Source organism: Stenotrophomonas sp. (assembly GCF_036662295.1).
Taxonomy (GTDB): Bacteria; Pseudomonadota; Gammaproteobacteria; order Xanthomonadales; family Xanthomonadaceae; genus Stenotrophomonas.
This window is the reverse complement of the sequence record NZ_JAVWXA010000039.1, coordinates 15,266-32,202: the sequence shown is the minus strand read 5'-3', so window position 1 is coordinate 32,202 and position 16,937 is coordinate 15,266. Positions and strand designations below refer to the sequence as shown.

The following is a 16,937-nucleotide window of genomic DNA, read 5'->3' as shown; positions in this document are numbered from 1 at the left end:
CGGCACGGACGTGGACAAGCCGCGCAACCTGGCCAAGAGCGTGACGGTGGAGTAACGCCCCCGGCCAACGAAAAAACCCGGCCTCGGCCGGGTTTTTTTGATCCACCCAACACGATCACGCGCGGCCGTAGGTGTCCTCGAAGCGCACGATATCGTCTTCGCCCAGGTAGCTGCCCGACTGCACTTCGATCAGTTCCAGCGGCAGCTTGCCGGGGTTCTTCAGGCGATGGGTCACGCCCAGCGGGATGTAGGTGCTCTGGTTTTCGGTGAGCAGCAGCACGTCCTCGCCCCGGGTGACTTCGGCGGTGCCGCTGACCACGATCCAGTGCTCGGCACGGTGGTGGTGCATCTGCAGGCTGAGCGTGGCACCGGGTTTGACGGTGATGCGCTTGACCTGGAAACGCTCGCCGTGGTCGATCGAGTCGTAGGCACCCCACGGGCGGTACACCTTGCGGTGCCAGGTGGCCTCGGGGCGCGCGGCGGCCTTCAACTGCGCCACCACCTGCTTGATCTCCTGCATGCGGTCACTGCGGCCGACCATCACCGCATCGTCGGTTTCGACCACGATGACATCGTCCAGCCCGACCAGCGCGATCAGGCGCTCGCCGTAGGCATAGGTATTGCGGCAGTCGATGGCGATCACATCGCCGTGGTGGGCATTGCCGTCGCTGTCCTGCGCGGACACATCGCGCAGCGCCGTCCACGAGCCCACGTCGTTCCAGCCGGCATCCAGCGGCACCACCACCGCGTCGGCGGTCTTCTCCATCACCGCATAATCGATCGAGTCGGAGGGCACGGCGGCGAAGGCCTCCTTGTCCAGGCGGGTGAAATCCGCATCGCGGCGCGCCTGCTGCCACGCCGTGCGGCTGGCGGCGAGCATGGCCGGGTTGAACTTCTCCAGCTCGGCCAGGTAGCGCGACGCCTTGAACAGGAACATGCCGCTGTTCCAGAAGTACTCGCCGGACTGCACGTACTGCTGGGCGGTGTCGGCATCGGGCTTTTCCACGAAGCGATCCACCGCACGTACGTCCCCGCCCGAGGCGGCCTTGATATAGCCGTAGCCGGTTTCCGGGCCGGTCGGCACGATCCCGAAGGTGACCAGCTTGCCGTCGCGCGCGGCCGGCAGGGCCCGCAGCACGGTCGCGCGGAAGGCGTCTTCATCGGCGATCACATGGTCTGACGGCAGCACCAGCAGCAGCGCGTCGCCGCCTTCGCCGGTGGCTTCCAGCGCGGCCACCGCGATCGCCGGCGCGGTGTTGCGACCGACCGGCTCCAGCAGGATCGCCAGCGGCTGCACGCCCAGCTGCTGCAGCTGCTCGGCGGCCACGAAGCGATGCTCCTCGTTGGCCACCACCAGCGGGGCACGCCCGGCGATCGGGGCCACACGCTGCCAGGTCGCCTGCAGCATGGTCTGCTCGCCGGCCAGTGCGAGGAACTGCTTGGGGTAGGCCTCGCGCGACAGCGGCCACAGCCGGGTGCCGGAGCCGCCAGACAGGATGACGGGAAGCAGGTCGTTCATCGGGCGCGCCTCAGGAAGCGGTGATCAGCTGGGAGAGTTCATCGGTGCGCTGCTGCAGCAGCGCCGCATCGCCACGGGTTTCGACATTCAGGCGCAGCAGCGGCTCGGTGTTCGAGCTGCGCAGGTTGAAGCGCCAGTCGCCGAAATCGGCACTGATGCCGTCGGTGTGGTCCAGCGACGGCGACTGCGCGGCGTAGTGGTCCATCACCCGCGCCACCGCCGCCTTGGCGTCGGCCACCTTGAAGTTGATCTCGCCGCTGCAGGGGAACTTGGCCATGCGCGCCTCGACCAGGTCGGCCAGCGACCGGCCCGACTCGGACACCAGGGCGCCGATCAGCAGCCACGGGATCATGCCGGAGTCGGCGTAGGCAAACTCGCGGAAATAATGGTGCGCGCTCATTTCACCGCCGTAGACGGCGTTTTCGCTGCGCATCTTTTCCTTGATGAAGGCATGGCCGCTCTTGCACAGCACCGGCTGGCCGCCGGCGGCCTCCACCATTTCCACGGTGTTCCAGGTCAGGCGCGGGTCGTGCACGATCTTGCCGCCGGGCTGGCGGGCCAGGATCGCCTGGGCCAGCAAACCGACCAGGTAGTAGCCCTCGATGAAGCGGCCGGTGTGGTCGAAGAAGAAGCAGCGGTCGAAGTCGCCATCCCAGGCGATGCCGAAATCGGCGCCATGCTCGCGCACGGCCTGCGCGGTGAGCGCGCGGTTTTCCGGCAGCAGCGGATTGGGGATGCCATTGGGGAAGCTGCCATCGGGTTCGTGGCAGATCCGGATGAACTCGAAGGGCAGGTGCGGGGCCAGCAGGTCCACGATGGTGCCCGCGCCGCCGTTGCCGGCATTGACCACCAGCTTGAGCGGCTTGAGCGCGGTGCGGTCGATGTAGCTGAGCAGGTGATCGATGTAGGCGCTCTTGTCCGGGTGCGCCTGCAGGCCGCCCGTTGCCTCGGCCGGCGCGGCGGTGTCTGCCTCGACCGCGTCGGAAATGGCGAACAGGCCGGTGTCCGAGCTGATCGGGCGGGCCTGCTCCTTGACCAGCTTCATGCCGTTGTAGTCCATCGGATTGTGGCTGGCGGTGACCATCACCCCGCCGGCCGCCTTCAGGTGGTCCACCTGGAAATAGACTTCCTCGGTACCGCAAAGGCCGATGTCCAGCACCTCGCGCCCGGCGCCACGCAGGCCGGCGGCCAAGGCGTCCTGGAGGGCGGGGCTGGTCAGGCGGATGTCATGGCCGACCACCACCGTGCCGGGGGCGAGCTGCGCGTCCAGGGCCACGCCGATGCGGCGCGCCAGGTCTTCGTTCAGTTCGTCCGGCACCCGGCCGCGGATGTCGTATGCCTTGAATGCGGGGAGGGTCATCTATTCAGTCCTTCTGACAGTCAGCGGATTAGTTTAGCCGCAGGCATGTATGGGAATCGTTTTCACCCAGGCGGGCTAGCGGAAGGACAGATACTTGTGCCCGAAGTAGCTGGAGAAGACCGGTACGGCCACGCCCACCGCGTGGGCGATCTCCAGCCGCCATGCCGTCACGCCCAGCCACGGCAGCACGTGGAAGGCCAGCAGCGCCGAGACCGCCCAGGTCTGCAGTACCGCCAGCAGGTTCACCAGGGTGAAGTAGAACGCCGAATGGTGGAGCGGGCGGGCACTGTCCTTGAACACGAACAGGCGGGCCAGCACGAAGGCCGTCACCATGCCGGTCAGGTAGGCCAGCACGATGGCCGGGGTGAACGGCAGCCAGTGGCTGTACCCGATCCGCGACAGGAAATTGACCAGCGCAGCCAGCCCGCCCACCAGCAGGAACAGCACGAACTGCCGCGAGGCCAGTCCTCGGATCACGCCACCACTTCCCGGGCCAGCATCCGGCCAAACCCGATGCTCTCGGAGATGCCACGGTCTTCGGGATAGTAATGGGAGGTATCGGCCACCCACAGGCCATCGACCGGAAGCTTGCGTGGCGGCAGGCGCTCGAGGAACCCCGGCTCGCAGATCGGCTGGGCATGGCGGTAACGATTGGCGCGCACATCCAGGAAATCCGCCTCGCCCAGCGCGGAATTGACCTGCATCAGATACCGCTTGACCTTGTCGATGAAGACCGTATCGGGGTCGGCATAGCGGGGGTGCTCGCCGGGCATGTAGAACGGCACGTAGACGATGTGCGCGTCCATCGGGCGTAGGTTGGTGTACTCCACGATACCGGGGATATCCATGTCCGGATCGTTGGTGTTGACCCAGAACTTGTCCGACACCGGGCGGCGAAGCTTGGCGATCACGCAGACCACGGCGATGTTCTTCAACGCCCGGTAACGCGCCAGGATCGGTTCGGGCAGGTCCGGTGCCAGGCGTGGCACGAACGGCAGCGGCACGGTGGACACGACCTTGTCGAAGGCCAGCCGTTGGCCGCCGACGACCACGCCACGCACGCGGCCATCCTCGATGACGATCCGCTCCACCGGGGCACCCAGCCGCACCTCGCCGCCATGCCGCAGGATGTCCCCATGCAGGCCGTGGAGCAGGGTCGCAGAGCCGCCTTCCAGATAGCCCAGTTTCTCGCGCATCAGGCTGTAGCGCGAGCGGCCGATGCGGCGTATCCGGCTCCAGATCCACGCGGCGGACAGGTTGTCGGCGTAGTCGTAGAACTTGTAGTCGAACAGCCTGCGCCAAAGCACTTCGTAGGCCTCTGCGCCCACCCAGCGGCGTATCCAGCCCGACGCCTCCACAGGGTCGAGTGGACGCCAGTTGGTGCGCCGGGTGCACAGGAACGCGTGCAGGCCGTAGCGGAACTTGGCCAACAGCCCCAGGCCCTTGAAACGCAGCAGCGCAACCGGATTGCCCCATGCCTGCAGCTGCCCACCGAACCAGTAACCCATGCGGGTCTCGGTCCAGCGCATCATCGACGACAGGCCAAGCTCGTCCAGCACGGCGAGGAAGTCTGCATCGGAGATGCAATGGAAATGGTAGTAGCGCTCGATCTGCATCCCGCCGAAATCGAAACTGGCCGTCATCCCGCCGACCCGGTCGTCCGCCTCGAAGATCACCGGATGGTGGCCGTCGCGGGCCAGCTGGTAGGCCACTGCCAGGCCCATGGGGCCGGCGCCCAGTACGGCGATGCGTTCACTCACGATCAGAACTCCAGGGTGATGTGGCCGTAGTCCGGGTCGTTGAAGGTGGCATCGATCGCCTCGGCGAAGGGCGTGGGCACCACGTCGAAAACGCCCGGCCAGTCGATCACCTCGAACTCGTCATGGGCCACCAATGCCTTCAACTGGGCGGCGGTGAAGGGCGGGTCGCGATCGAACAGCGCCCAGGTCTTCAACAGCACGTCGAACAGGCCGTAGGGGATATGCAGCAGCCGGGTGCGTGCCCGGGTGCTGCGCTTGATCTGGGCGATGATGTCGACGTAGTCGACCTTCTCCAGCCCGGTGATGTTGAAGCGCTGCCCGGCCATGCGCGAGCCCAGGCAGCTGGCGATGATGTTGGCGAAGTCGCCGGCATACAACGGCTGGCGCATGTAGCGGCCATCGCCGGGGATCGGGAACACCGGCACCTTGCGCATGAACCGCGCCAGCCATCCCAGGTGCTTGCGGTCGAACCACCCGAACATCAGCGTGGGCCGCAGGATGACCGCGGCAATGCCGCTGGCGACCACCTGCTCCTCCTGCTCGCGTTTGGTGCGGGTGTAATCGTCCTCGGCCATCGAACACACCACCGAGGAGCTGACGTGCACCGTGTAGGGCACGGCGTGGCGCTGGATCGCGGCAAGGAGGTTGGCCGTGGCGGTGATGTTGTTGCGCACGAAGGGCACCGGATCGACGCCGCCGATCTGTGCCTGCAGCATCACCACGGCATCGGCACCGCTGAAATGCTGCTCCCATGGCCCGGGCTCGGCCAGGTCGGCCAGGTCGGTGACCAGGTCCGGATGCATGCGGCGCAGGATGGCCAGGTTCGCCTCGTGCTTGTCGATGACGACCAGGTTGCGATAGCCCTTGCGCTTGAGGATGGCCACCAGGTTCTGGCCCACCAGGCCGGCGCCGCCGGGCAGGATGATCTTCTGGTCGAGCGGATCGTGCATGGCGGTGCTCACAGCGAGGCGCGGTTGAAGACCGCCTGCGGGAGCAGGCGGATCACCCACATGATCAAGCGCCAGAAACCGGGCGCGTAGAGCACCGGCGTGCGGCGCCCGATGCCGGCCACGATGCGCTTGGCCACCTGGTCCGGGCTGGCCCACAACGGACCCTTGCGCAGATGGGCGGTCATCGGCGTATCCACGAAGCCGGGCCGGATGTCGACCACACCGACGCCACGCTTGAACAGGCGTTGGCGCAGCCCGCTCAGGAATGCGCTGGTGGCGGCCTTGGCTGCGCCATAGGCGTAGTTGCTCTGCCGGCCACGGTCGCCGGCCACCGAGGTGATCACCGCCAGCGTGCCACTCCCCGCGTCTGCCATGCGGTTGGCGATCGGAGCCAGCAGGGCCATGGTCGCGCTGCCGTTGGTGGCGAATTCGGACAGGAACACCGCTACCGAGGCTTCGCAGGCGGCCTGGTCGGGCAGGGTGCCATGCGCGACCAGGACCACGTCCGGGGCGCCCAGCGTCGCCCAGGCCTGCTCGACCATGCCCGCGTGGCCGGCCAGGTCATTGATGTCCAACACGTAGTCGCTCACCTGCGCGGCACCGCGAACGGCAAGGTCGGCAGCGATCACCGACAGGCGTGCCGGGTTGCGCGCCACCAGGAAGAGCGCCGCGCCGCGCGCGGCATAGCGCCGTGCAACGGCTTCGGCAATGGCGGACGTCGCCCCGATGATGAGGATCTTCTGCATGCTTACTCCGTGACCCGGCGCCAGAAGCCGGATGAAAAACGCGGATCGAGGTACCGCGAGAACGCCTGCCAGTCCGGATAGGCCCGCTGGAAGCTGTGGCCGGCCATGCGCGCATCCTTGGCCGGATACAGCGCCCCGCCGCCGGCATCGACGATCCGATCCAGGCGTTGCAGCAGTTCCAGGACGGCAGTGCCGGTGTTGGGGAAGTCCAGCGCAAGTGTCGTGCCTGGGCGGGGAAAGGACAGCATGCCGCGCGCGGGCATGTCGCCGAACTGTTTGAGCACGGCCAGGAACGAGCCTTGGCCGCTGCGCGCGATCTCCCCCAGCAGCGCCGCCACGCCCTCCTGGGCAGCCGCTGGCGGCAATACGCATTGGTACTGGAGAAAACCCCGGGGGCCGTACATGCGATTCCAGTGCGCGATGCTGTCCAGCGGGTGGAAGAACGGCAGCAGATGGGCGACCGAGCGCGTGCGCCGCGCTGGCTGGCGCCAGTAGTACAGCGCATTGAAGGGACGCAGGCTGAGCCGGTTGACCAGCGATACCGGCGGCGTGAACGGCATGGCCAGGCGGCGCCGTGGCGGAGGTGGGCGTTCGTCGGTGCGCTGCGGGGCATGGTTGGCGCGGGTGAAATGACCGCGCCCCAGGCGAGGGCCGCTCGCGAGGCAGTCGATCCACGCCACGCTGTATTCATGGGTGGGTGCCGACGCGCGCGACAGCGCGAAGAACTCGCCCAGTGACCCGAACCGGATGTTTTCCACTTCCAGGCTGGTGCCTGGCACGCGGCGCAGCTGCAGCTCGGCCCAGGTGACCAGGCCGGTCAGGCCCAGGCCACCCACGGTCGCGGCGAACCAGCCGTCGGCATCGTCCTCGGCTTGGCACAGGCGTCGGCTGCCATCGCTGCGCAACAGCTCGAAGGCCACCACGTGGTGGCCGAAGCTTCCACAGCGGTGATGGTTCTTGCCATGCACGTCATTGGCGATCGCCCCACCGACGGTCACTTGGGAGGTGCCCGGCGTCACCGGCAGGAACCATCCCTGCGGCAGCGTCACCGACACGATCTCTTCCAGCGTGGTCCCCGCTTCGCACTGCAGGCGGCCGGACTGCGGATCGAAGCCGATGAAGCGATCCAGCCCACGCGCCTGCAACAGCGTGCCGCCCGGGTTCTGGCAGCTGTCGCCATAGCTGCGCCCGTTGCCGTAGGGCAGTGCGGTACCGCTGAACCCGGGCAGGGCAGCCAGACGGTCATGCAGCGCAACCCGGGTGTGCCCGGCACGTGGGTAGCGGCCCCAGGAATCGCCGTCGGCGCGCATCAGATCGCCACCAGGGCAAACAGTGCGCACAGCACGGCGACGACCTGGCTGGGGCGATCGGTGGCGGCGAACACGATGGGATCATCGTGCATGTCGCCTCGGTGCGCGATGACCCAGGCCCGGCTCACCCAGTACAGCAGCACCGGGCAGATGAACCAGAGCAGCTTGGGGTTGCGGTACAGCTCGATGCTCTCGGGGCTGTTGATGTAGAGCGCCATCACCATGACCGCGATATAGCCGGCGGCAGACCCGAGCGACTGCAGCAGCGGCAGGTCATCCACGCCATAGCCACGGCCACTGGCCGCGGTTTTGCCACGCGCCAGCATCGCGTGCAGTTCGGTGTAGCGCTTGAGCAGCGCCAGCGAGAGGAAGATGAACATGCTGAACGCCAGCAGCCAGAACGACAGCTCGGCGCCGATGGCGACCGTGCCGCCGATGATCCGCACCGTGTACAGGCCGGCCAGCAGCACCACGTCGAGCATGACCACGCGCTTGAGGCGCAGCGAGTAGGCGAGGGTTGCCGTGTAATAGACCAGCAGCACCCCGGCAAAGGCCGGGCTGCAGGCCAGGGCCACCAGCAACCCGGCCACGGTGAGCAGGGGGGCCACCAGCACCCCGTGCAGCAGCGGCAGGCGGCCGGCCGCGAACGGGCGCTGGCGCTTGCGCAGGTGCTGCCTGTCCGCCGCCAGGTCGAGCAGGTCGTTGAGCAGGTACACGCCCGAGGCGCACAGACTGAAGGCGGCGAAGGCCAGCAGGGACTGCATCACCGCCTGCGGCTCGAGGAAACGGTGTGCGGTCAGCAGCGGCACGAACACCAGCAGGTTCTTCAGCCACTGGTGCAGGCGCAGGGCTTTCAACCAGGCACCTGCTCGCGGCGGTGCCGGCCAATGGCGGTGGACGCGGGTGTGCTGGGCGGCAGCGCGGGCCAGGTGCTGGTCGTTGTTGACCACCCAGGCGCCGGCGGCGTGCTGCCACACGGCCAGGTCGACCTTGCCGTTGCCGGCGTAATCGAAGCCGCGCGCGCCGAAGGCCTCGACCAGCGCCTCTGCCTTGCGGGTACCGGACAGGTTGAGCGCGCCGTCGCTGGCGATGACACGTTCGAACAAACCCAGATGCGCGGCGATCGGGGCGACCAGCAGCGCATCGGAGGCGGTGCAGAGCACGCGCGGCCGTTGCGAGGTGGTGCGCAGCAGTTCCAGCACCTGCGCGTTGTAGGGCAGGTGCGCCGGGTCAAGGGTTATTCGCCTGGCAATCTGGCGCTTGAGGGCCGCCTTGCCCTGCAGCAGCCAGAACGGCAGCAGGAACAGGTACAGCGGTTGGCGTGCCAGCAGTGCCAGCAGCGACTCATACAGGATGTCCGAGTTCAGCAGGGTGCCGTCCAGGTCCACGCACAGGGCATGGGCCTGCGCCTCGGCGGGAGCGGAATGGTGGGGCGAGGACATCAGCAGGGCAGGAGAACGTGCATGGCCCCAATTGTAGCTGCCCGGCCCGGTCGGCCCGCTGCCCGAGAGTGACAGCCGCGTCGCGGGGGAGGCCGGCTTTGTTGCGGTGCAGTCGAGGCAAGCGAAGGCCTCCCGTTAGAATAGGCGTTTGTTCACCAGTAGGGCGCAACCATGGAAAACACCAGTGCCGCCACGCGGCGTGGCAAACAGTACGCCAGTGCCGCCGACGCGCTGGACGGCGTGGTCGCCGATGGCCAGACCCTGGCCGTGGGCGGCTTCGGCCTGTGCGGCATCCCCGAGGCGCTGATCGCGGCCCTGCGCGACACCGGGGTGAAGGGCCTGACGGTGATCTCCAACAATGCCGGCGTGGATGGCTTCGGCCTGGGCCAGCTGCTGGAGACGCGCCAGATCCAGAAGATGATTTCGTCCTACGTGGGCGAGAACAAGGAATTCGAGCGGCAGTTCCTGGCCGGTGAGCTGGAGCTGGAGTTCAACCCGCAGGGCACCCTGGCCGAGCGGTTGCGCGCCGGCGGTGCCGGCATCCCGGCCTTCTTCACCGCCACCGGCTACGGCACGGTGGTGGCCGAGGGCAAGGAAACCCGCGCGTTCGACGGCAAGCACTACGTGATGGAAACCGCGCTGCGCGCCGACGTGGCGCTGGTCAAGGCGTGGAAGGCCGACGAGGCCGGCAACCTGGTGTTCCGCAAGACCGCGCGCAACTTCAACCCGGCCTGTGCGATGGCCGGCAAGCTGTGCATCGTGGAAGTGGAGCAGGTGGTGCCGGTGGGCAGCATCGACCCCGACCAGGTGCACCTGCCGGGCATCTACGTGCACCGCATCGTGCACAACCCCACGCCGGAGAAGCGCATCGAACAACGCACCGTGCGCCAGGAGGCGAACTGAGATGGCCTGGACCCGTGATGAAATGGCGCAGCGCGCCGCCCGCGAACTGACCGATGGCGCCTACGTGAACCTGGGCATCGGCCTGCCGACCCTGGTGGCCAACCATATCCCCGAAGGCGTGGATGTGTGGCTGCAGTCCGAGAACGGCCTGCTGGGCATCGGCCCGTTCCCGACCGAGGCCGAGGTGGATGCCGACCTGATCAACGCCGGCAAGCAGACCGTGACCGCGCGCGAAGGGGCCAGCTACTTCGGCAGCCACGACAGCTTCGCGATGATCCGCGGCGGCCACGTCAACCTGGCCATCCTCGGCGCGATGCAGGTCACCGACAAGGGCGACCTGGCCAACTGGATGGTGCCCGGCAAGATGGTCAAGGGCATGGGCGGGGCGATGGACCTGGTGGCCGGCGTGCAGCGGGTGGTGGTGCTGATGGAGCACACCGCCAAGAACGGCGAGCACAAGATCCTGCCCGACTGCACGCTGCCGCTGACCGGCGTGGGCGTGGTCGACCGCATCATCACCGACCTGGCCGTGTTCGACGTGACCGAGGCCGGCCTGGTGCTGGTGGAGGCAGCGCCCGGCGTGGCGGTGGACGAGCTGAAGGAAAAGACCGGCGTGGCGTTCGCCGCGGCGTGAGGTGTCCAACGATCCTGGCTACCTGCCAGGATCGTCTCCTTGAGGAGCGGAATCGTTCGCGCAGTGGAATCCGGCGTGGACAATCATCTCGGCGACCATCGATTCAAGCGCATCGGCAAACGGGCGCGCAGCTTCCCGTGACGAATCCTGGAGTTCGCTGGGCAGGAAATGCGCGTCAAGCACCGTTCGAAGGGCAGCAAGCCTGACCCAGTAATGCAAGGGTGAGGCCTGACGGGGCCCGGGGGACGTCCGCACCGGCATCCCCAGTCGCGCACGCGCACGTTGGTCGGTCGCCGGCGCCGTGGCAATGGCCTTGCCTGCATCCACGGCCCACAGCCCCAGTTGCGCGTCGCCGTTGAATGCATCCAGCACCTGGGTTGAGACCGCATTCGACAATGCAGCCGGGTTCACCGGCTGCACATCCAACTGCAATCGGAGCACACAGGTATCGCCTTGGCGAAGGAGACGATCGGCGATCTGAAGGAACGTGACCCATGGGGCAGCGTCTGATGCGACCAACTCGATCCTCTCCGATGCACCTGCCGCCGCCACCACGGCGGCCAGGCGGGTTGCGGCGGCGGTAGGGGTGACCACCAGGACCTGCTGGATATGCGGGGCATGGTCCAGCGCATCCAGTACCGCAGCAAGGGGCTGCACCTGGCTCGACTGGATCACGGCACAGGCGCGCAGCGGCGGCGACGCCACCACCGGCACGTGCAACGCGTTCCGCGTCGCCTCCAGGTAGGCATGCCCCAGCCGCGCATCCGGCTCCAGCACCGCGCCTTCGGCCCACTCGTTCCAGGCGTTGATGAAGACCAGCCGCTGGTCGGTCGGCACCGCTGCCAGGCGTTGGTGGATCGTGGTGGACAACCAGTCGCCATACCCACGAGGCGAGGCGTGCAGGTAGACCCGGCCCCTGCCGGAGCGGCGTGCTTCGTTGTCCCAGCCCGGGTTGACCCCCGGATAGAGCGTGTACGGCGGCAGCGGGCGCGCGGCGATCTCCGCGGCCAGCTCACGCCAGTCGCGCACGTCGCCTTCGAAGTCGGGATTGAGCAGGTACTGCCCGGCGGTCAGCGAGCGCGGGTTGCTCATGTTCGGTGGGAACTCGACGGCTGCATCGAACCCGATCTCGCGCGGGTCCGGGCGCTCGAACCCCTGCACGTAGGCCAGGTGGATCTCGCCGATGCCGTTGTCGCGGCACCACTGCCGCCAGCGGGTGGCGGTGGCGCGCGCATCGGGCAGCAGGTGCGGGCGGTAGACCAGCAGCATCGGCTTGCCGTCCACCTTGAGGGCGCGGCGGTCGCGCAGGTAGTCGGCGACGTGGGCGATGAAGGCCAGGTCGTCCTCGGCACTGTGCTGCTGGCCGATGAGGATGTCCTCGTCGCGCCCGTCCCAGCGCCGGGCCCAGTTCTCGTTGGCCCAGCACAGGCAGAACGGCATCTGGATGCGGTCGTCGGCCAGCCACTGGCGCAGCGGGGTCTCCATCAGCGTGGTGCCGCTGAACCAGTAGTAGTAGAAGCAGAAGGCGCCGATGCCGTACTCGCTGGCCAACTGCGCCTGGTCGCGCATCACCTGCGGGTTGCGCAGGTCGTAGAAGCCCAGGTCGGCCGGCAGGCGCGGCTGGATGTGGCCCTCGAACTGGGGCAGGGCACGGGTAACGTTGCGCCACTCGGTGAAGCCCTTGCCCCACCACGCATCGTTCTCGGCGAACGGGTGGAACTGCGGCAGGTAGAAGGCCACCAGGGTGGCGGGCAACGCCGCGGGCAAGGCCGCCTGGCGATGCGCCACGTAGCCGATCGCGGCCTCGTCGGCGCGCACCCGGGGCCGATGGCCGGCCCCGGCGGCGGCATCGAGGCGGCCGCGTGGCGGTGGCGGCACCCAGTTGCCATGGTCGCGCAGGAAGCGTGCGCGCAGGCGGTCGCGCTGGCCATCGGACAGCGGCAATGCCCGGAACCCGGCGCGCAATGCCACGAAGACTGCCTGGCGCAGCCTGGCCTTGAGCGTGCTCACGCGAGCGCGACCCCGATCCGGGTAAATACGACAACAGGCATGCAGACTCCAGCGCTACAACGGGTGGGGGCATTCTCGGGCTTTGCCCGCGCACCGGCAAATCGCCGCGTGCTAGCGTTCATCCATGGATCTCCACCTCCCCGATGCCACGGTGCACTGGCACCGCCACTGGTTGCCCGCCGCCGAGGCCGACGCGCTGCAGCGCACCCTGCGCGAGGAGGTGCCGTGGGTGGTGCACCGCATCCGCCTGTTCGGGCGCCAGGTCGACTCGCCGCGGCTGAGCTGCTGGATGGGCGATCCGGCCGCGCGCTACCGCTACTCGGGCACCGACTTCGTGCCCGCGCCGTGGCACCCGGCGTTGCGGCCGCTGCGCGAACGGCTGGCCGCGTTCTGCGGCGCGCCGTTCAACAGCGTGCTGCTCAACCGCTACCGCGATGGCGACGATGGCATGGGCTGGCACAGCGACAACGAGCCGGAGCTGGGGCCCGCGCCGCTGATCGCCTCACTCAGCCTGGGCGCGGCGCGTCGTTTCCTGCTGCGCCGGCGCGAGGACCACGCGCGCAAGGCCGAGGTGACGCTGGGCCACGGCGACCTGCTGCTGATGGGCGGGCCGACCCAGCGGCACTACCAGCATGCCCTGCCCAAGAGCGCGCGGCCGCTGGCCGAGCGCATCAACCTTACTTTCCGCTGGATTGACGCAGCCGGGTCGGCATGACCTGGGCCTGCTGGTAGTCGGCCTGGCCGGTCACCAGCGTCCAGCCCACCACCTCGGTGGTCATCGCCTGCAGGCCCTGTTCGAAGGCATGCGCCACATCGGCGGTGGCGGTCGTGGGGACCGGTTGTTCCTGGCGGAAGGTGCGGTCGGCGACCACGCGCTGGTCGATGACGTGGATGAGCTTGGCGTTGACTTCGATCAGCGCGGCCGGCGTGGCCTGGCCGCGGTAGTCGGCCTCGAAGCGGCGCACGTCCAGGGCCAGCTTGTAGTCGGCGCGGATGCCGGTGGTGGCGCGGGCGACGCCGGCGATGCGGCCGGAGTCCTCAAAGCCGCGCACCAGCGCGTCGTCGAGCATGTCGGTGGCCGGCTGCGCCCAGCTCACGCCCTTGTATACCTCCAGCTCGGACGGGGAGGGGCGCACGTTGATGCGCGGGCTGTCCACCACGCGCGCGGCGCTGGGCTTGACCACGATCAGCTGCCAGTCGACCTTGGGCCAGCCCGGGTCGGCCTGGATGCGCACGATCGGCGAGTAGATGGTCACCGCGCTGCGCTCGTTGCTGCCCAGCAGCGAGCAACCGCCAAGGGCGGCCAGCATCGCCACCGGCAGGAGGAAACGGGTCAGGGTCGGGCGGCTCATTTGGGTTCGAACTCCTTGGGCGCATCGCGGCCCAGCAGATAGCGGGCCGGGTTGTTGTCCAGCTTGTCGCTGACCCGGCGCAGGTCGCGGATCAGCCCGCGCAGCTCGGTCAGGGTCGGGCCGAGCTGGGCCAGGCCGTCGTTGGCGAAGCTGTTGATCGCCGCGCGGTTCTCGCCCAGGATCGAATCGGCACTGCCGGCGGCCGAATCCAGCTTGGTCAGCGTGGTTTCCAGCTTGTCCAGGATCGGCGGCAGCTGCTGCACCAGGTTCTTGTCCAGGCGCTCGATCGTGCCGTTGGTGGTCTTCAGGGTGACGTCCAGGCTGCGCGCGGCATCACGCGCGCTGAGCAGCAGCGCCTGGGTGCCCTGGTCGCGGTCGGCCAGGCCGCCGCTGATGGTTTCCAGGTTGGCCAGGGTGGCGTTGATGCTGGCCACGTTGCGGTCGCTGAGCACCTGGTCCATGCGCTCGACGATGCGGTTGGCCACGTCGGTGATGTTCTGCAGGGCCGAGGGCGTGGTCGGGATGATCGGCGCCGGGTCCTTGTTGACCGCGGTGAGCGCGGCGGCCTGCGGGGTGCCGCCGCTGAGCTGGATGATCGACGGGCCGGTCAGGCTGGTGATGGCCAGCTTGGCCCGGGTATCGGTCTTGACCGGGGTATTGGAGTTCAGGCGGATGCGCGCGACCACCTGGCGCGGGTCGTCGGGCACCAGGTTCAACTCGGTGATCGAGCCCACCGCGATGCCGTTGTACTGCACCGGGCTGCCCACCGACAGGCCGGTCACCGCCTCGCGGAACACCACCCGGTATTCGGTCCAGGTGCGGTCGGAGGAGTACTTGGCCGCCCACAGGCCGAAGGCCAGCAGCGCCAGTCCGACCACCAGGGTGAACGCGCCGATCAGGACGTAATTGGCTTTGGTTTCCATGGCTTACTCGATCTCGTTCTTTGCGCTGCGCGCCGCGCGGGCACGCGGTCCGTGGAAGTATTCCTGGATCCACGGGTGGTCCAGTTGTTCGATCTCGTGCAACGGGGCATTGGCGATCACCCTGCGATCGGCCAGCACCGCCACCCGGTCACAGATGGCATACAGCGTGTCCAGGTCGTGTGTGATCAGCAGGACGGTCAGCCCCAGTGCTTCCTGCAGGGTCTTGATCAGCCGGTCGAAGGCGGCCGCGCCGATCGGGTCCAGCCCGGCGGTGGGCTCGTCCAGGAACAGCAGCGGCGGGTCCAGCGCCAGCGCCCGGGCCAGGCCGGCCCGCTTGCGCATGCCGCCGGACAACTGCGAGGGCAGCTTGTTGATCGCATCGGCGGGCAGCCCGGCCAGCTTCACCTTGAGCAGCGCCAGTTCGTAATGCCAGCGCTCGGGCAGCTCGCGGTGGTGCTCCTTCAGCGGCACCTGCACGTTCTCGCCCACGGTCAGCGAGGAGAACAGCGCGCCGTCCTGGAACAGCACCCCGGTGTTGCGTTCGATGTGCAGGCGGTCGGCCGGATCGCCCGAGCGGGCGTCCACGCCGAGCACCTCGATCTGGCCGGCGTCGGGCACGCGCAGGCCCAGGATGCTGCGCATCAGCACCGATTTGCCGGTGCCCGAGCCGCCGACCACGCCGAGGATCTCGCCACGGCGCACGTCCAGGTCCAGGTCGTCGTGCACGGTCTGCGCGCCGAAGCGGTTGGTCAGCCCGCGCACGCGGATGGCCAGGCCCGCCGCATCGCCGGCGGTGTCCTCGCTGGCGTCGTCGGCGCGGGGCAGGGTGTGCGTCTCGGTCGCCATCGCTTACCAGCCCATCTTCATGAACCACAATGCCGCAAAGGCATCGAGGATGATCACCAGCGAAATGGCCTGCACCACGCTGGAGGTGGTGCGTTCGCCCACCGACTGCGCGGTGCCCTCCACCTTGAGCCCTTCCAGGCAGCCGATCAGGCCGATCACCAGCGCGAACACCGGCGCCTTGGACAGGCCCACCAGCATGTTGCGCACTTCCATGGTTTCGTACATGCGCGCGATGTACATCTGTGGCGGGATGCCCAGGTCGAACGCGCCCACGGTGATGCCACCGGCCAGGCCGGCGACCATCGCGATGAAGGTCAGCAGCGGCAGGGTGATCAGCAGGGCGACGATGCGCGGCAGCACCAGCAGGTCGATCGGGTCCAGGCCGAGGGTCTTCATCGCGTCGATTTCTTCGCGCGCCTTCATCGCGCCGATCTGAGCGGTGAAGGCGCTGGCGGTGCGGCCGGCCAGCACGATGGCCGTCAGCAGCACCGCGAATTCGCGCAGGAAGGCGATGTTGACCAGTTCGACGACGTAAATCTCCGCGCCGAAATCGCGCAGGATGGTCGAGCCGAGGAAGGCGATCACCGCGCCGACCAGGTAGGACAGCAACGCCACCAGCGGCACCGCATCCAGCCCGACCTGCTCCATCTGCGCCACGGTGGCGGTCAGCCGGAACCGGCGCGGTTCCTTTAGCAGCCGCGCGCCCTTGACCAGGTTCTCGCCGAGGAAGCTGGCCAGCGCCACGATGTTGTGGCCCATGCCGTGCACGCTGACGCCCAGCCGCTCCAGCGCGGCCAGCACGCCGAAGTCGCGCTTGCTGCGCGGGCGGTCGTCGGCCACTTCCTCGATGGTGCAGACCAGCGCGCGGTGTTCCTCGCGGAACTGCAGCGCCTCTTCGGCCAGGTCGGCCCGGCGCGCCACGCGCAGCACCTGCAGCACGCCGGCCGAATCGAGCGCGGTGATGCCGCTGGCATCGATGCCGGTCAGTGCGTCGGGAATGCCGCGCAGCACTTCGGCCGCGTCCAGCGCGGTGTGCAGGGTCCAGTGGCCGGACAACCGGGCCAGGCCGGGATCCTGCTCATCCAGTTCGAGATGGGGGGCTTGGGTTGGCGTCATGGGGGCGTCCTGCGCGCAGCATACCTTGTCCGCGTGGACACCAAGTGTGTGCGTTGCGACACGATT

General features: G+C 68.3%; 16 protein-coding genes. 3 read left to right on the top strand and 13 right to left on the bottom strand.

From position 1 onward, the window contains the following. Positions 1 to 115: 115 nt before the first annotated feature. From RSA25_RS09855 to RSA25_RS09820, 8 genes are all read right to left on the bottom strand, one after another. Complete coding sequence (locus RSA25_RS09855) at positions 116 to 1,519, bottom strand: mannose-1-phosphate guanylyltransferase/mannose-6-phosphate isomerase (RefSeq protein WP_332808714.1); 1,404 nt, start codon at positions 1,517 to 1,519, stop codon at positions 116 to 118. Positions 1,520 to 1,529: 10 nt separating this feature from the next. After that, positions 1,530 to 2,879 (bottom strand): phosphomannomutase, encoded by a 1,350-nt coding sequence (locus tag RSA25_RS09850; protein WP_332808713.1) that lies wholly within the window; start codon positions 2,877 to 2,879, stop codon positions 1,530 to 1,532. Positions 2,880 to 2,954: 75 nt separating this feature from the next. Next, positions 2,955 to 3,356, bottom strand: a complete 402-nt coding sequence (locus tag RSA25_RS09845; RefSeq protein ID WP_332808712.1) for a GtrA family protein — start codon at positions 3,354 to 3,356, stop codon at positions 2,955 to 2,957. After that, on the bottom strand, positions 3,353 to 4,639 hold the full coding sequence (locus RSA25_RS09840) for an NAD(P)/FAD-dependent oxidoreductase (protein ID WP_332808711.1): 1,287 nt from the start codon (positions 4,637 to 4,639) through the stop codon (positions 3,353 to 3,355). The genes RSA25_RS09845 and RSA25_RS09840 overlap by 4 nt, the downstream gene beginning before the upstream one ends. A 2-nt stretch (positions 4,640 to 4,641) precedes the next feature. Continuing rightward, positions 4,642 to 5,589, bottom strand: a complete 948-nt coding sequence (locus RSA25_RS09835) for an NAD-dependent epimerase/dehydratase family protein (protein WP_332808710.1) — start codon at positions 5,587 to 5,589, stop codon at positions 4,642 to 4,644. Positions 5,590 to 5,597: 8 nt separating this feature from the next. Beyond that, on the bottom strand, positions 5,598 to 6,335 hold the full coding sequence (locus RSA25_RS09830; RefSeq protein ID WP_332808709.1) for an SDR family oxidoreductase: 738 nt from the start codon (positions 6,333 to 6,335) through the stop codon (positions 5,598 to 5,600). 2 nt (positions 6,336 to 6,337) lie between these two features. After that, entirely contained in the window at positions 6,338 to 7,645 is a 1,308-nt protein-coding gene (locus tag RSA25_RS09825) for an FAD-binding oxidoreductase (RefSeq protein ID WP_332808708.1), read from the bottom strand. Next, positions 7,645 to 9,087 carry a UbiA family prenyltransferase gene (locus RSA25_RS09820; protein ID WP_332808707.1) on the bottom strand — a complete coding sequence of 481 codons (1,443 nt, stop codon included), beginning with the start codon at positions 9,085 to 9,087 and terminating at the stop codon, positions 7,645 to 7,647. Before RSA25_RS09820 ends, RSA25_RS09825 begins: the two co-directional genes overlap by 1 nt. A gap of 171 nt (positions 9,088 to 9,258) precedes the next feature. On the opposite strand from RSA25_RS09820, the gene RSA25_RS09815 reads away from it, so the two are divergent. Next, entirely contained in the window at positions 9,259 to 9,990 is a 732-nt protein-coding gene (locus RSA25_RS09815) for a CoA transferase subunit A (RefSeq protein ID WP_332808706.1), read from the top strand. Between the two features lies 1 nt (position 9,991). After that, positions 9,992 to 10,624 (top strand): CoA transferase subunit B, encoded by a 633-nt coding sequence (locus RSA25_RS09810; RefSeq protein WP_332808705.1) that lies wholly within the window; start codon positions 9,992 to 9,994, stop codon positions 10,622 to 10,624. An 18-nt stretch (positions 10,625 to 10,642) separates the two neighbouring features. On the opposite strand, the gene RSA25_RS09805 is transcribed toward RSA25_RS09810, so the two are convergent. Then, positions 10,643 to 12,634, bottom strand: coding sequence for a glycoside hydrolase family 99-like domain-containing protein (locus tag RSA25_RS09805; RefSeq protein WP_332808704.1), 1,992 nt, complete (start codon positions 12,632 to 12,634; stop codon positions 10,643 to 10,645). A 124-nt stretch (positions 12,635 to 12,758) separates the two neighbouring features. Between RSA25_RS09805 and RSA25_RS09800 the strand changes: the two genes are divergently transcribed. After that, complete coding sequence (locus tag RSA25_RS09800) at positions 12,759 to 13,349, top strand: alpha-ketoglutarate-dependent dioxygenase AlkB (RefSeq protein WP_332808703.1); 591 nt, start codon at positions 12,759 to 12,761, stop codon at positions 13,347 to 13,349. On the opposite strand, the gene RSA25_RS09795 is transcribed toward RSA25_RS09800, so the two are convergent. Genes RSA25_RS09795 through RSA25_RS09780 form a run of 4 tightly spaced genes read right to left on the bottom strand, consistent with a single transcriptional unit; the run spans position 13,312 to position 16,871 of the window. Then, positions 13,312 to 13,986 (bottom strand): ABC-type transport auxiliary lipoprotein family protein, encoded by a 675-nt coding sequence (locus tag RSA25_RS09795; RefSeq protein WP_332808702.1) that lies wholly within the window; start codon positions 13,984 to 13,986, stop codon positions 13,312 to 13,314. The genes RSA25_RS09800 and RSA25_RS09795 overlap by 38 nt on opposite strands. Next, on the bottom strand, positions 13,983 to 14,909 hold the full coding sequence (locus tag RSA25_RS09790) for an MlaD family protein (RefSeq protein WP_332808701.1): 927 nt from the start codon (positions 14,907 to 14,909) through the stop codon (positions 13,983 to 13,985). The genes RSA25_RS09795 and RSA25_RS09790 overlap by 4 nt, the downstream gene beginning before the upstream one ends. Before the next feature lie 3 nt (positions 14,910 to 14,912). Beyond that, positions 14,913 to 15,755, bottom strand: coding sequence for an ABC transporter ATP-binding protein (locus RSA25_RS09785; RefSeq protein ID WP_332808700.1), 843 nt, complete (start codon positions 15,753 to 15,755; stop codon positions 14,913 to 14,915). 3 nt (positions 15,756 to 15,758) lie between these two features. Continuing rightward, entirely contained in the window at positions 15,759 to 16,871 is a 1,113-nt protein-coding gene (locus tag RSA25_RS09780) for an ABC transporter permease (RefSeq protein WP_332808699.1), read from the bottom strand. Positions 16,872 to 16,937: the final 66 nt, after the last annotated feature.

Coding starts and splice junctions, on each gene's coding strand:
- RSA25_RS09855 (WP_332808714.1), bottom strand. CDS start 1,519: ATGAACGACCTGCTTCCCGTCATCCTGTCTGGCGGCTCCGGCACCCGG.
- RSA25_RS09850 (WP_332808713.1), bottom strand. CDS start 2,879: ATGACCCTCCCCGCATTCAAGGCATACGACATCCGCGGCCGGGTGCCG.
- RSA25_RS09835 (WP_332808710.1), bottom strand. CDS start 5,589: ATGCACGATCCGCTCGACCAGAAGATCATCCTGCCCGGCGGCGCCGGC.
- RSA25_RS09830 (WP_332808709.1), bottom strand. CDS start 6,335: ATGCAGAAGATCCTCATCATCGGGGCGACGTCCGCCATTGCCGAAGCC.
- RSA25_RS09825 (WP_332808708.1), bottom strand. CDS start 7,645: ATGCGCGCCGACGGCGATTCCTGGGGCCGCTACCCACGTGCCGGGCAC.
- RSA25_RS09820 (WP_332808707.1), bottom strand. CDS start 9,087: ATGTCCTCGCCCCACCATTCCGCTCCCGCCGAGGCGCAGGCCCATGCC.
- RSA25_RS09815 (WP_332808706.1), top strand. CDS start 9,259: ATGGAAAACACCAGTGCCGCCACGCGGCGTGGCAAACAGTACGCCAGT.
- RSA25_RS09810 (WP_332808705.1), top strand. CDS start 9,992: ATGGCCTGGACCCGTGATGAAATGGCGCAGCGCGCCGCCCGCGAACTG.
- RSA25_RS09800 (WP_332808703.1), top strand. CDS start 12,759: ATGGATCTCCACCTCCCCGATGCCACGGTGCACTGGCACCGCCACTGG.
- RSA25_RS09795 (WP_332808702.1), bottom strand. CDS start 13,986: ATGAGCCGCCCGACCCTGACCCGTTTCCTCCTGCCGGTGGCGATGCTG.
- RSA25_RS09790 (WP_332808701.1), bottom strand. CDS start 14,909: ATGGAAACCAAAGCCAATTACGTCCTGATCGGCGCGTTCACCCTGGTG.
- RSA25_RS09785 (WP_332808700.1), bottom strand. CDS start 15,755: ATGGCGACCGAGACGCACACCCTGCCCCGCGCCGACGACGCCAGCGAG.
- RSA25_RS09780 (WP_332808699.1), bottom strand. CDS start 16,871: ATGACGCCAACCCAAGCCCCCCATCTCGAACTGGATGAGCAGGATCCC.